Origin of the sequence: Sutterella wadsworthensis (genome assembly GCF_003315195.1) — a bacterium.
Classification (GTDB): Bacteria; Pseudomonadota; Gammaproteobacteria; order Burkholderiales; family Burkholderiaceae_F; genus Sutterella; species Sutterella wadsworthensis.
In genome coordinates this window covers 14,647-27,589 of sequence record NZ_QNRV01000022.1, presented here as the reverse complement: position 1 = coordinate 27,589, position 12,943 = coordinate 14,647, and the positions used below count along the sequence as shown (strand labels likewise).

The 12,943-nt window shown below is 57.9% G+C and carries 11 protein-coding genes; 5 read left to right on the top strand and 6 right to left on the bottom strand.

Annotated elements, in window-relative coordinates; all coding sequences use genetic code 11:
• Positions 1-32: 32 nt before the first annotated feature.
• The gene (locus tag DES29_RS09000) at positions 33-500 is read left to right on the top strand and encodes a Fur family transcriptional regulator (protein WP_021995346.1); all 468 of its coding nucleotides are present in this window, start codon (positions 33-35) and stop codon (positions 498-500) included.
• 142 nt (positions 501-642) lie between these two features.
• Here the strand turns inward: DES29_RS09000 and thiC are convergent, their stop codons facing one another.
• The 3 genes from thiC to DES29_RS08985 all read right to left on the bottom strand — a co-directional run bounded on the left by thiC (position 643) and on the right by DES29_RS08985 (position 3,757).
• Positions 643-2,337: a phosphomethylpyrimidine synthase ThiC gene (gene thiC / locus DES29_RS08995; protein ID WP_113854776.1), complete on the bottom strand. Its 1,695-nt coding sequence runs from the start codon at positions 2,335-2,337 to the stop codon at positions 643-645.
• Between the two features lie 338 nt (positions 2,338-2,675).
• Positions 2,676-3,167 (bottom strand): hypothetical protein, encoded by a 492-nt coding sequence (locus DES29_RS08990; RefSeq protein WP_005430736.1) that lies wholly within the window; start codon positions 3,165-3,167, stop codon positions 2,676-2,678.
• Between the two features lie 50 nt (positions 3,168-3,217).
• On the bottom strand, positions 3,218-3,757 hold the full coding sequence (locus DES29_RS08985; RefSeq protein WP_113854779.1) for a pyridoxamine 5'-phosphate oxidase family protein: 540 nt from the start codon (positions 3,755-3,757) through the stop codon (positions 3,218-3,220).
• 179 nt (positions 3,758-3,936) lie between these two features.
• On the opposite strand from DES29_RS08985, the gene DES29_RS08980 reads away from it, so the two are divergent.
• Positions 3,937-4,560, top strand: a complete 624-nt coding sequence (locus DES29_RS08980) for a response regulator transcription factor (RefSeq protein ID WP_005430732.1) — start codon at positions 3,937-3,939, stop codon at positions 4,558-4,560.
• A gap of 293 nt (positions 4,561-4,853) precedes the next feature.
• Positions 4,854-6,497 carry a formate--tetrahydrofolate ligase gene (locus tag DES29_RS08975; RefSeq protein ID WP_016473981.1) on the top strand — a complete coding sequence of 548 codons (1,644 nt, stop codon included), beginning with the start codon at positions 4,854-4,856 and terminating at the stop codon, positions 6,495-6,497.
• A 168-nt stretch (positions 6,498-6,665) separates the two neighbouring features.
• Here DES29_RS08975 and DES29_RS08970 read toward each other — a convergent pair whose 3' ends face one another.
• Entirely contained in the window at positions 6,666-7,154 is a 489-nt protein-coding gene (locus DES29_RS08970; protein ID WP_016473980.1) for a hypothetical protein, read from the bottom strand.
• 769 nt (positions 7,155-7,923) lie between these two features.
• Here DES29_RS08970 and hmpA point away from each other — a divergent pair.
• A complete protein-coding gene (hmpA, locus tag DES29_RS08965; protein ID WP_005430725.1) occupies positions 7,924-9,141 on the top strand; it encodes an NO-inducible flavohemoprotein in 1,218 nt (405 codons plus the stop codon).
• Positions 9,142-9,259: 118 nt separating this feature from the next.
• The gene (locus DES29_RS08960) at positions 9,260-9,796 is read left to right on the top strand and encodes an RrF2 family transcriptional regulator (RefSeq protein ID WP_005430723.1); all 537 of its coding nucleotides are present in this window, start codon (positions 9,260-9,262) and stop codon (positions 9,794-9,796) included.
• Positions 9,797-9,841: 45 nt separating this feature from the next.
• On the opposite strand, the gene DES29_RS08955 is transcribed toward DES29_RS08960, so the two are convergent.
• Both DES29_RS08955 and DES29_RS08950 read right to left on the bottom strand, forming a co-directional pair.
• Complete coding sequence (locus DES29_RS08955; RefSeq protein WP_021995941.1) at positions 9,842-11,911, bottom strand: ATP-binding protein; 2,070 nt, start codon at positions 11,909-11,911, stop codon at positions 9,842-9,844.
• Positions 11,908-12,939, bottom strand: coding sequence for a S66 peptidase family protein (locus DES29_RS08950; protein WP_021995940.1), 1,032 nt, complete (start codon positions 12,937-12,939; stop codon positions 11,908-11,910). The genes DES29_RS08955 and DES29_RS08950 overlap by 4 nt, the downstream gene beginning before the upstream one ends.
• Between the last annotated feature and the right edge of the window lie 4 nt (positions 12,940-12,943).

Genomic DNA, 12,943 nt, shown 5'->3' with positions numbered 1-12,943 from the left:
CCTCTAAGCATTTTCAGAGGGGAGAGCTCAAGATGCCGAGATCCACTCGCTATACGACCCGCCAAAGAGCAGCTGTTTTGGCCTGCCTCAAAGAGCGCACCGGCCAGTATCTCGGTGTTCAGGATGTCGCTGACGCCGTGAAAAAGCTCGGCGTTTCGGTCGGCCTCACCACCATCTACCGTAATCTCGATACATTGGTCGAAGAAGGAGCGGTTCGCAAATTCGTGGTCGATAAGAATTCTGCTGCCGTCTATGAATATCTCGACGACCCGCACACCGAAGAATTCCATGTCAAGTGCCGCGCCTGCGGAACGCTCTTTCATTTGCGCTGCAGCGAAATTGAACGCATGGCGGCGGCGCTTTCCGGCCACCTGCTCGAAGACCACGGCGTAGAGCTCGACTTCCAAAGTTCCGTTATTCAAGGGCTTTGCAAGGACTGCCGGGCAAAGGCCGATGTCGCAAAAGCCGCAGCAGCAGACCAAACCATCGAAAACGACTGACAAACAGCGCGGCCCGCCTGCAGCTCGCTCATCGTCTGTTGGATGAGCGGATGGCCGAAAGAAGTGTTTTCATGGGTACGGCATTGCTGCCGCACCCATTTTTGTCGGTGACCAAGACTGGACTCAAAGCCGCATTAAGATCTCAAGCCCCTGAAGACGGCTCATCATCGAAAAGATCACGAGCAAGCTTCATGGGACAGAATTTCGGTCCGCACATGGAGCAGAAATGCGCTTCCCGCGCACCAGAACCCGAGAGCGTTTCATCATGAAATGCCGCCGCTCTGGCCGGATCCACGGCAAGGCGGAATTGATCGTTCCAACGGAATTCAAAGCGCGCCGCACTGATCGCCAAATCGCGCAGATCCGCCCCGGGGATACCGCGGGCAAGGTCCGCCGCATGTGCGGCAATTTTGAAGGCTGCCATGCCTTCGCGCACGTCGGCTTCATTGGGCAGCCCCAAATGCTCCTTGGGCGTCACATAACAGAGCATGGCAGTGCCCGCAGCCCCGATGATCGCGCCGCCAATGGCTGCCGTGATGTGGTCATAGCCGGCCCCCATATCGGTGACAAGCGGCCCGAGCGTATAAAACGGCGCATTGTCGCACCAGACTTCTTCGAGCTCTTGATTAAGCCGGATACGCGGAATGGCGATATGTCCCGGCCCTTCAATCATGACCTGCACGCCCGCTTTGGCCGCACGGCGATTGAGTTCTCCCAAGGTTTTGAGTTCGGCGAGCTGCGCGGCATCGGTACCGTCATGGGTAGAGCCTGAACGCAGACCGTCGCCAAGTGAAAGCGTGACGTCGTAGTGCTTGGCAATCGCCAGAATTTCGTCAAAGTGCGTGTAAAGAAAGTTCTCTTCGCCGGTGAGCTTCATCGCCAGCGCCAAGAGACCCCCGCCGCGGGAAACGATGCCGGTCAGCCGCTCTCGCGTGAGCGCCACATGAGACTTCAGCAAGCCCGCATGAATCGTCATGTAATCGACGCCCTGCGCAGCCTGATCTTCCATCGTCTGCCGAAAAATTTCCCAATTCAAAGCTTCGGGACTGCCCGCTCGCTCAAGTGCCTCATAGACCGGTACTGTGCCGAGCGGTACGGGCGAACGCCGCAAAAGCGCTTCGCGCGTCTCTACAATGCTCTTGCCCGTCGACAAATCCATCACGGTATCGGCACCGCAAAGGAGCGACTCTCTGAGCTTACCGATCTCTTCATGCCAATCCTTGCTTGTGCTTGAAGTGCCGATATTGGCATTCACCTTCGTAGAGAAGGCCTTGCCGATGGCCATCGGCTCGGCTTCAGGATGATTGAAGTTGAGCGGAATCACCGCCTCTCGCCGGGCCACCAGCGAACGAACATCTTCAGGCGTCCAGAAGGGCGCCTCAGCAGCACGCTGATAAAGCGCCCGGGCTTTGGGATTTCCGAGCTTCGCGAGCGTCTCCAAAAATACTTTGCGGTTGAGATTCTCTCGTTCAGCCACAAACGCCATTTCAGGTGTGACAACACCCGCGCGAGCACTCTCGTACTGCGTGGGTGTGCCCGGAGACGGACGATTGCGCAGACGTGGTTTTTGGCTGCCGTCGCCTTCGCCAAAGGGACCAGTCACATCGCAGAGGTAAATCGCGGGCTGCACGCCGCCGCCAAAAGAAGCGGGTGTCGGATCCAAATCAACCCGACGGAAAGGAACTAATTCGCCGCAGGCGGATCGGCTGTATTCGCGCACGCCCGGAAGGCGCCCTGCGAAAAGACCAAGATCACCGGATGCACCGGACAAATCCTCCGCAGGAAGAACGGGCGGTATCGGAGTCCGGGCAGACGGGTCAGTTGAAGATGTGCTCACAGCGTGGGTCCTTCTTAATCAGGAAATTGAAGTCAGCTGTGCGCATCTCGGAGGGCGAACGAACGGCCGCACTAGGGGCCCCTCCAGCTCGTCCTCAAATGGAGTGATGTTGAAGCGCTTCCCGCCGCAAGTCTGAACTTGATCCGGTTCTGGGAGTGTTTCTCAATCGAAGCCGCTGCGGGACATGCCCGATGCTTTCGATACCTCCAGCGCACGGGCAGTATTGTACGAGAGATGAGGGCGCGGGCGGCAAAGCGCGGCGCCCCCTTTTTTGCCGCGGCGCCGTCGGCTGCAGGCACCGCCCGCAGCCAAAAGCCGTCGGCAGCTGTGTCCGAAGATCACTCTTTAGACGGCACTGCGGACTGGCCGCCTTCGACGCCCGCTTTTTTGTGTGCGAGCTTCGATAAGAGCTCTGCCGAATAAGCCTCCACAGCCTGCACCGTGAGCGCACGGCCCTGTGGGGCTGAACCCGTTGCATCTACACGGGGAATACCGTGTTCATAGGTCTGATAGCGAATCACATTGACGGAGCCCTGCTTGTTAGGCACCTCATAGGTCACCACAAAGCTGCAGGCATCAGGGCCCGAACCGGCCCGCAGGCGCTTCACATTGGCGCCGGCCTTGCGAAAGCCCGATTCAATGGCATCAACAAGCTTGGGGCTCTTCACCTCATTATTTTCAAGGAGGCAGATGTCGAGATAGTTCACTGGAGCAAACTGCGCCGACTCATCCGCCGGCTCGGCAGGCGACTTCGGACTACTGGCGCACCCTGCGGCGGCAATACCGGCACAAAGGAGGACGGCAAAAAGTGAAGCGCGTTTGAGCATCATGTCTATGTAAATCCTTCCGTTAGAACTGTCGTCGGACTATAGCGCAGGCCTCAGAAACCTTGCTTGGCCAGAATGTGCGAAACCTTTTCCGTCCAGCTCCGAGACTTGCCCGTAACCATTTCGGGATCAAAGCGCCAGACGTCGATCTGGCTGCCGGCGTGATCGAAATATTCCGTCGATGTCGCATCACGCTCGGCACCCGCATACCGCCGGCAGATCTCCAGCATGGCCTGCCGCCGCTCCTGCGGATCCGTGACGATATGCGCTCGGCCGGTCATGACGGTGCTCGCATAATCGACCGTATATTCCTCCGGGAGATCTTCAGCATAGGCGATAAACGTGAGCGAAGCACGCGGATCCTTCTTTAACCCCTCGCCCTTGAGGCTCGCTTCATTGGTTGAATGCCAGTAGACAATGCCTTCAGGCGTCACCACCGGGCTAATGGGCACGCCCTGAGGGACTCCGGTGTCGGGATGGATGAAACTCAGCACAGCGTGACCCGCGGCGCGGGCCGCGCGAAGCGCCTCTTCACGGGGAAGTTCTCGATCCCGACGGCGCATGGGACGCTGAGGTTGAGCTGAAATGGTCATGACAAGGGTCTCCTTAACTTCACCGCGGATCGATTCAAGCCGATTTTTGCTGAGCGCATTGGAAATTTTGCGCACTTATGCGGTCTCACAATATTAGAATATTCAAAATCAACTTCCGACCGCGTTTTCCCCGTTTGGAAAATCTGCAGTCCCAAGACCCTCTCGAGGCCTCAACCGTGATGGAAAGCAACAACAACAAGCCACTTATCCGCATCATTGATGACGACGCCGGCGTTCGTTCTTCCTGGTCGTTCCTATTGTCGGGCGAGAACTATGAATGCGTCGAATTCAGCGATGCTGACACGTTCTTTTCGGCCAACGACTTCCGTCGTCCCGGATGCATTCTGCTCGACGTGCGCATGCCCAACATGTCCGGACTTGAGCTTCAGAATAAACTCAAAGAGATCGGCTGCGATCTGCCGATCGTCTTTGTTTCCGGTCACGCCGACATCGACATGGCGGTGAATGCCGTGAAGAACGGCGCTTTCGACTTCCTGGAAAAACCCGCGAAGGAATCTCGTCTCATAGATGTGATTGAAGCTGCCGTCGCCCGCAATAAAGCCAACCGCCGCGATCAGGCCGAAGTCGCAGATTTCAAGGCCCGTCTCGAGCAGCTCACGCAGCGCGAACGCGAAGTGATCCGCATGGTGGCACAGGGTTATTCCAATAAAGAAGTCGCTGCAGAATTCGGCATTTCGGAAAAAACCGTTCAGGTTCACCGCGGCAGCGCCTACCGCAAGCTTGAACTCCATAACGCTGCTGAAATTGCACGCCTCCTCCTGCTCTCGGGCGACCCGCTCTGAGCATTGAGGATTCATCAAAGGCACCGTCCAATCTGTTTTGGCGGTGCTTTTTCCATTTTCGGCGCCTGTCGTCCCCTGTTTTCTCTGCTTTTGAGGCATACTGCCGCACAACCCCGCAGCGGTGCATCAAACGCCGCTGACCGTGCAGCCGTACAGCTTGTCTCTTCATCGCTAACCATGCAGGATGTCTGCTCCAGCTCTGCTGTCGAGCGCCCTCTATGGAGACAGTAAGCACCGCGCGCCGCCTTCTCGTATCGAATTCCATCCATTTCCACTTTTTTGGAGTTTTCTCGATGAAGACCGATATTGAAATCGCTCAGGAAACCAAGCTCATTCCCATCAATGAGCTCGCGCACTCCGCCGGCCTCGCCGACAGCGAATTCGAACCCTACGGCCGCGACAAGGCGAAGGTAACGCTCGATCCTTCCCGTCAGGAAAAAGGCCGTCTGATCCTCGTCACCGCTACTTCGGGCATGCCCGCCGGTTCGGGCAAAACGACGACCTCCATCGCCCTCGCTCAAGGTCTGAAGCGTTTGGGCAAAAATGCTGCGCTCGCGCTTCGCGAGCCCTCTCTGGGCCCGGTCTTCGGCATGAAGGGCGGCGCCGCCGGCGGCGGCTACAGCCAGGTGCTGCCGATGGAAGCGATCAACCTGCACTTCACGGGTGACCTTCACGCCATCACGGCAGCCAACAATCTTCTGGCCGCGCTCTTAGACAACGCCCGTCATCAGGGTCAGGTGCAGCTGCGTGAAATCTACTGGCGCCGCGTCCTCGACGTGAACGACCGCATGCTGCGCAACATCATCACGGGTCTTGGCGGCCCGGCCAACGGCATTCCGACCGAAGCCGGTTTTGACATCACCGCAGCCTCTGAACTGATGGCCGTGCTTTGCCTCGCTAATGACCTTGAAGATCTTCGCAGCCGCATCGACCGCATCGTTCTGGGCCTGCGCCCGGACGGCACGGCATACACCTGCGGCGAACTAGGCGCCACGGGCTCCCTTCTGGCTCTGCTTTTTGAAGCCTTCAAGCCCAACCTCGTGCAGTCGATTGAAGGCAACCTCGCCTTCGTCCACGGCGGTCCGTTTGCCAACATCGCCCATGGCTGCAATTCGGTTGCGGCCACGCGGGCGGCGATGAAGCTTGCCGACTACGCCATCACTGAAGCGGGCTTTGGTTCGGATCTCGGCGCAGAGAAGTTCTTTAATATCAAGTGCCGCGCCGCCGGCTTCGCACCTGCCGCGGTTGTCATCGTTACGAGCACCAAAGCGCTGAAGTGGCACGGCGGCGTGCCGCTTCCCGAAATCGGCGAGCCCAACCTTGAAGCGGTCAAGCGCGGCATCGTCAATCTGGATGCTCACATCGCCAACCTCAAGCAGTTCGGACCGAACATTGTTGTGGCACTCAACCACTTCCACACGGATACCGAAGCTGAAATCGAAGTGATCCGCGCCCGCTGCGCCGAACTCGGCGTCCGCTTTGCCGTCTCGGATGGTTTTGCTAAGGGCGGTGAAGGCGCCGAAGCGCTCGCTCGCGAAGTCGTTGCCGCGGCCGAAGATTTCCATCCCTTAGTGCACACATACGAGGCCGATGCGCCCATCGTTGACAAACTCAACGCTATTGTCACGAAGGCCTACGGCGGCGACGGCGTGAAGCTTGCTCCTGCTGCGCTCAAGGATCTCAAGCGCATTGAAGAGCTCGGCTTTGGCAAACTGCCGGTCTGCGTCGCCAAAACCCCGTTCTCGCTCACTGACGACCCGAAGGCGCTTGGCGCTCCGAAGGGCTTTACGCTTCCGATCGAGCGTCTGATTCTCAACGCCGGTTCGGGTTTCGTGGTGGCCATGTCGGGGTCCATCATGCGTATGCCGGGGCTCCCCAAGAAGCCTGCGGCCATGTCCATTGACGTGCAAAACGGCCGTATCACCGGTCTTGCGTGACAAATTTGCCGTCCCGTTCTTCACTTCTCATGAAGCCGAAGCTCTGGGCGGCATGACAGAGCGCATTGCGATGCATTCATCGTGATGCGGGCGGCGTTTAGAGCATTTCTAAGCGCCGCTTTTTTATCAGCCTATGAAAGGCCGGCCTCGTCAGCCGCATCGGCGATCCTAGTCGCCTACCAGGGGCCGCCCCGGAAAAAGCTTATCCAAAGTGCGCGCCCAATAGCGGGAACTGCGCACGAACTTCACGTGCGGAGAAATCAGGTTGCGCGTCGGGTCAAAGCTCGCATTGGCCACTTTAACGCCCGACTCATAGAAATCAAAGGCCACCGGATACTGTTTAACAAGAGCCGGGATGTAATACTGTTCCACGCCCCAGCGATACACCAGCGTCTGCCGGCAAACGTTCGGTGCAGTGCCCGGGGCGAGTTCCGTCACTTTGAAGCGTTTGCGCGCTAGCAGATCTTTCAGAAGCTTATGCAGCGCAGGGTCCGCAATCTGAGGCCGCACAAGGCATAAAGCATCATCCGCAGTACGCTCAGTACCATTGACCTGCACCACTGAGCAGCCCGAGATCATCAATAGTGCTGCGGCTGAAAGACCTGCAGATATGACAGCACTGAACTTGCCGCAGCCCGACCTGCTGAAAAACCGCATGAAAGATATTCCGAGTGAGTTGGTGTTGTGCGCCCCAAGCCTAACATGACTTTGAAGCACATCCTCTCGGAGACCCTTGACTGACGCTCAAATAAAACGGCGGTTCGGGAAAAGGAGAAAAACCCGAACCGCCGCTGAGGCTTTGCAGCTCCTCTCAGAGCCGGAACGTCTATTTCTCGAGCATGCCCTCGGAAACGCGTCCTATCCCGCACCGTTTTCAGCTTTCAGGAAAACCGTCGAAGTCTTCCTTCGGTTAGCGCATGCCGCAGGGACCAGCTGTGGCATGCGCACGATGCGCGATCAACCAAATTTTTCGCCTGCTAGGCAGACGGCGTTCGGATAAATCAACCAAACCACCAAACGTTGATCGAACCGTCCGAACACAGGTGAAAGTATAACTGCCGCCACATTGAATTCACAAGCCCTTTCAGAATTTAATTATTTCTAATTGTAATGTTGTTTTTACATATTATTCATACAGTTAACGCTAGTAGATTGCAAGAATACACCCATCGATTACCGCCTAAGGGATGTACTGAGGGAACTTCCCTATTGCACATTTCGAAAATCCAATTTTCATTTCTTGCGTCATACATTGAAAACTGGCATAAACATTCTGCAATAAAAAGATGTATTGAAAATGCATCTTTTTCGCCGCAAGCGTGCTACTATGACGTCAAGACATCAGGCGGCCCGTCTAATCAAGAGGACGAGAGCCCCAAAATCCCCAGAATTTCAACATTATCCGTTCAATTAAGGAGAAGTTTTCATGTTGACCCCTCATCAGATCGAACTGGTCAAGGCCACCGTTCCCGTTCTGCAGGCCCACGGCGTCGATCTCACCAAGCATTTCTATGCGCGCATGCTTTCGAAGAACCCCGAACTGCGCAACGTCTTCAATCAGGCGCACCAGGCTCGCGGTGCGCAGCAGCAGGCGCTCGCCGCTGCCGTGCTTGCTTATGCTCAGAACATTGAGCATCCGGAAAACCTCCTCGGCGCCGTCAAGCAGATCGCTCAGCGCCACTGCTCGCTTGGCATTCGCGCCGAGCAGTATCAGATCGTCGGTCACCACCTCATTGAATCCATTAAGGAAGTGCTCGGTGCCGCCGCTACGCCGGAACTGATTGATGCCTGGACCGCTGCCTACGGCATGCTCGCCGACATCCTCATCAAGGCCGAACAGGATATCTACAACCAGCAGACCGCTGCTCAAGGCGGCTGGTCCGGCTGGCGTCCCTTTGAATGCGTCAACCGCGTTCAGGAATCCGAAGACGTCGTCTCTTTCTACTTCCGTCCGACCGACGGCGGCCCGGTTCCCAGCTATCTCCCGGGTCAGTACACGACCGTGCGCGTCTTCTCGAAGGCCATGCAGATCGCCCAGCCGCGTCAGTACACGCTGTCTCAGGCTGCCGGCAGCGGCATGCTGCGCATCTCCGTGAAGCTTGTCCTCGGCACGCAGGGTGCTCCTGACGGTCTCGTCTCCTCCATCCTTCACAACCGCGTGAAGGTGGGCGATGTGGTCGAACTCTCGGCTCCGACCGGCGGTTTTGCGCTTGAAGACGCTAAGTCTGAACACCCGCTCGTTCTCATCGCCGCCGGTATTGGCATCACCCCGATGGTCCCGATGCTCGAGACGCTCGCTGTTGAAAATCCGCTGCGCAAGGTGCACTTCCTCTACACCACGCAGAATCTGGCGCACTACCCGCTCAAGAAGGAAGTGGATGCCGCGATTAAGGGCATGCCCAACGCTGCCAAGGGGATTTTCTTCACCCAGCCGGGCCAGGCCGACCATCTCGGTGTTGACTACGATGCTGCCGGCCGTATTACGCCCGCCAACATCCGCAACTTCTGCCAGGATCCGGATGCCGACTTCTTCATCTGCGGCCCGATCGGCTTCATGCAGGATGTCTCCAAGGCCCTCAAGGACATCGGTGTTATCCCTGCTCGCATCCACACGGAAGTGTTCGGTACCGGCTCGGCCGATTAATTTTCCGAGTACACTCAGCGCTCAGGGGTGCGTCTGCTGACGCCCCCAGCGTTCGACGCCGTTCCGGGCATTGCGTCCGAACGGCGTTGTTTTATTTTCTGCAAGCTCATTTCCTCCCATGCACATTACCCGTTTCACCGACTTGTCGCTTCGCGTGCTGATGTACCTCTGCGCACGCCCGTCGCAGGACCGTACGACGGTGACGGAAATTGCTGAGCGCATCGGCTGGACCCGCAATCATGTCGTTAAGGTCGTCCATCGTTTGAGTCAGGAAGGATGGCTCGCTACTCAGCGCGGCCGTACCGGCGGTCTGGGGCTCGACCCCCAAGCCAGAAAGCTCCGTCTGGGCAACGTGATTCGAACGCTCGAGGGTGACGACTGTCTGATCAACTGCAAGGATCCGCCCTGCAATTTCGGCCGCGGCTGTCCACTGATCAAGGTGCTTAACGATGCTCAGAACGTTTTTTATGAGGCGCTCAACGCCTATACCCTTGAAGACGTAGCGCAGCACAGTGTTCTGGCGCATCTCTTTGCCCCTAGCTCAACGGGCAAAGTTGTCCCGATCATCCCTGCCGGAGTCCTTCCCAATAAAGATCAGAGCCGCACCTCTGACGACGCCGGTCTGCTGAAGCTCGTTAACGAGGGCGGCATCTGAATCTAGGGCTTCTGACGCCCCTTTGCCGTTCATTTGCCGCAGCGTTCAAATGCCGCGGACGATCTCATTAGGCTCCGGCGTGCCCGAGGATGACGATGCAGCTCCCTCAGAGGCTGCGCCGCCATCGGTTTTTCCTTCGTCGCCGCCAGGATCTTCAGCCGCCCCCAAATCGCTCTCAACGGGCTCTTCAGAGCGCCAATACGCTGCGTTGCGGCCCGCTCGGACCAACGCTGAATTGAGCGCCACATCGTCGGCGGGCTTTTGCAGAATCTGAGGCAGCACTTCCGGCATGCGGCCTGCCTTCCCCTTCTTTCGCGCCTGAGTCCAATCTGCCTCAATCAAATCACCGGCAACGGCGGTCAAGAGCACGGTCGGAACGTTCATCCCTAAGCGCGAAGAAAGTTCCGTTGAAGCCTCCAATCCCGTCAATTCACCGGCGCCGAGGTTGTAGTCGGTGAGCAATACCAGCCGGCCGGTTTTGCCGGCAGAGACTTGCACACGTTTGACAAAGTCTTCAGAGAATGCCGGCGCGGCGACAACATCTGTCCCCCAAAGCGAGAGCTTTGCGCTCAGCGCCTCGTTGACAAAAGGATTGTCTTCCAAAAGCGCTGTTGTCCCTCCGAGCCGGCTGTTGATAACAGCCGGAGCTCCCGGACGTTCGAGCATTTCAACCTGCTCGCCCTCCGTCAAATTCAGCACCAGCCGAAAAACACTTCCGCGGCCCAGCTTTGAGCCCATAGAGAATTCAATGCCGAGCTGCCGGCAGATGCGCTTCACAATGGAGAGTCCTAAGCCAAAGCCTTCACTCGTGCTTTTTTTGCCGGCGCTGCCGCGATAGAACGTTTCAAAGATCCGCGCCTTGTCTTCCGTCGTAAGCCCGGGGCCCGCGTCATAAACCCCGATCGAAACACGTGAACTGCCGAGCCGGCGCGCACCGACCACGACTTCCGCTCCCGGTTTGTCGGTATAACGGATGGCATTGGTAATCAGATTTTTAAGCGCGCGCTTGAGTAAGAGCGGATCCGTACACACCGCCGCCGGCACGGACTTCACGCGAAAACGCAGTCCTTTTTCGGCAGCAATTGCCGTGAAGTCATGTGAGAGCTCTTCCATCAATTCCGGCAGCCAGATCACTTCCGGGTGCAGTTCAAGACGGCCAAACTCCATGCGGGTGACTTCAAGCACCTGTTCGACCAAGGTAGAGATGGTGCTTGAGGTGCGTCCGAGCTGCTCGACGATAGGAAGCGTCTGCGGGGTTGATCGGCGCTTGAGCATCTCGAGGAAGATGCCCATTGCCTGCAGGGGCTGGCGCAAGTCGTGATTGGCAGCCGCAAAGAACTGTGCACGTCGCTCACTCTCGTGCTGAGTCTTCAAACGCGCTGCTTCCGTACGATTCACCTCAACCTTCAGACGCTGCACGAGGCGCTGATTTTCGTCGTCGTTCAAGATGGACGACAAAAGCATTTCGTTGAGGCGTCGGCCTGAATAGAGAATAAAGCCGGTCACGGTGATCAGCACCAGCGCCATGATCGCCTGACTGACGCCATACTGCGCCGCCACGGAAATCGTCATGGGGGTGAGCGACAAAAGCGTAAAAGCCGTGAGCGACGGCATCCAGCAGGAATAAACCGGCCAGCTGGCAAAAGTCACGGCGACGATCACGGCTACTGCTACCAACTGCTGCACGCCCGCGAGCGGCACCATGATGACTGCACCAGCCGCTCCCCAGAGCAAACCGGCACATGAAGCCAGGATCGTCCAGCGTCGAATCCACAGACGGACACGCTCCACACGCCGTGCATCACGCCACAGGCTCCGAACAAAAGCAAGCGAAGCAATGAGCTGAGCAAAGCCGAAAAACGACCAAACGAGCAGCAGCTCAAACATCTCGGGCTTGGTTCTCATGACCGCATCAATGGCAGCCATGCCGAAGCACTGCGCGGCCAAAGCCACCGGCATCAGCTTCATGGAGGTGAGAAAGAGCTTGATCAGTGTATGTGCCGTGATGCTGCGCGAGGCCGGAAGACTTAAAAAAGTCTTTAGGAACAAAATCACGGAACGCCGCGTCGTAGTCTGACCGGTCGTTCGTGCATCTCGATCCGGTTCTGCGGTCATGGCATTTCCTTCCAAGAAAGCGCTGCGCGGCCGGCATGGAGCGTGAGCTCGGCCATAACGCCGATGGGCAGCGTCGCCTTTTTGGCAATATGTCCGAAGGGCAGCCCCGTCACCATCGGTATGGACGCAGGCAGCCGGCGGCGAATGTATGCGAGCGAGTCCGCGAGGCAATGGTCGCCCGGAAAACGGATCGAATCATCCGCATTGGTAAAGGCGCCGAGGAGCACCGCCTTCTGCCGGGCGAGAATGCCGGCGTCGAGCAGCGTGAGCAGCATGCGTTCAACGCGGTAGGCGTATTCGCCCACGTCTTCAAGAAAGAGAATGCCGCCTTCGAGCATCTCTTTGGGCGGCATCCAGGCCGTGCCCACCAGACTTTCAATCAGGCAGAGGTTCCCGCCCCAGAGGAGCCCAGCAGCGCGCTGCTCGGTTTGGTCAGCCCATTTTCCGAGGAGATGCGGATCAGCCTCCCATTCGATGGGATCGAGCTCGGCACCGAAAACCACTGCGAAACGCTCAACCATGTATGGGTCCGGATTATCAAAAGATCCCAGCATCGGACCATGCCAGGAGGCGCGGCCGGTTTTGGCCAGAAGCGCCAGGTTAAAAGCCGTGAAGTCGGAAAAACCAACCATGGGCACGGCAGCGCGTCCGATGGCCTCCCAATCAAGGAGCGGCAGGAGCCGCGTCATGCCGTAGCCGCCGCGAATCGGCATCACCAGATCGGCTTCCGCCGGATCGCGGGTAAGCGCCGCTTGAAAGTCTGCCGCGCGCACTTCGTCAGGCCCTGCGTAGCGGCCGTCCTGCGTGAGTGCGCCTGCCATCAGCGTCGGCACTGCGCCGAGCGCCTCTAAGTTCCCTAACGCTGCTTCTCGACGCGCATGATCGATTTCCCCCGTTTTCGTCAGAAATTGGTAGGAGGGCGCCGGAATAACAATCCGCCGGCCGCGGTATGCCGCGAGGCTCGTCTCCGGCACAGCATCGTATTGCGCGTTGAGCGAATGAGAAGCACCGAAATCAGGAGTGGTCATGATG

Bases quoted from the DNA above. Each gene is read 5' to 3' on its own strand.
- DES29_RS09000 (WP_021995346.1), top strand. From the start codon at position 33: ATGCCGAGATCCACTCGCTATACGACCCGCCAAAGAGCAGCTGTTTTG.
- DES29_RS08990 (WP_005430736.1), bottom strand. From the start codon at position 3,167: ATGATGCTCAAACGCGCTTCACTTTTTGCCGTCCTCCTTTGTGCCGGT.
- DES29_RS08985 (WP_113854779.1), bottom strand. From the start codon at position 3,757: ATGACCATTTCAGCTCAACCTCAGCGTCCCATGCGCCGTCGGGATCGA.
- DES29_RS08980 (WP_005430732.1), top strand. From the start codon at position 3,937: ATGGAAAGCAACAACAACAAGCCACTTATCCGCATCATTGATGACGAC.
- DES29_RS08975 (WP_016473981.1), top strand. From the start codon at position 4,854: ATGAAGACCGATATTGAAATCGCTCAGGAAACCAAGCTCATTCCCATC.
- DES29_RS08970 (WP_016473980.1), bottom strand. From the start codon at position 7,154: ATGCGGTTTTTCAGCAGGTCGGGCTGCGGCAAGTTCAGTGCTGTCATA.
- hmpA (WP_005430725.1), top strand. From the start codon at position 7,924: ATGTTGACCCCTCATCAGATCGAACTGGTCAAGGCCACCGTTCCCGTT.
- DES29_RS08960 (WP_005430723.1), top strand. From the start codon at position 9,260: ATGCACATTACCCGTTTCACCGACTTGTCGCTTCGCGTGCTGATGTAC.
- DES29_RS08955 (WP_021995941.1), bottom strand. From the start codon at position 11,911: ATGACCGCAGAACCGGATCGAGATGCACGAACGACCGGTCAGACTACG.
- DES29_RS08950 (WP_021995940.1), bottom strand. From the start codon at position 12,939: ATGACCACTCCTGATTTCGGTGCTTCTCATTCGCTCAACGCGCAATAC.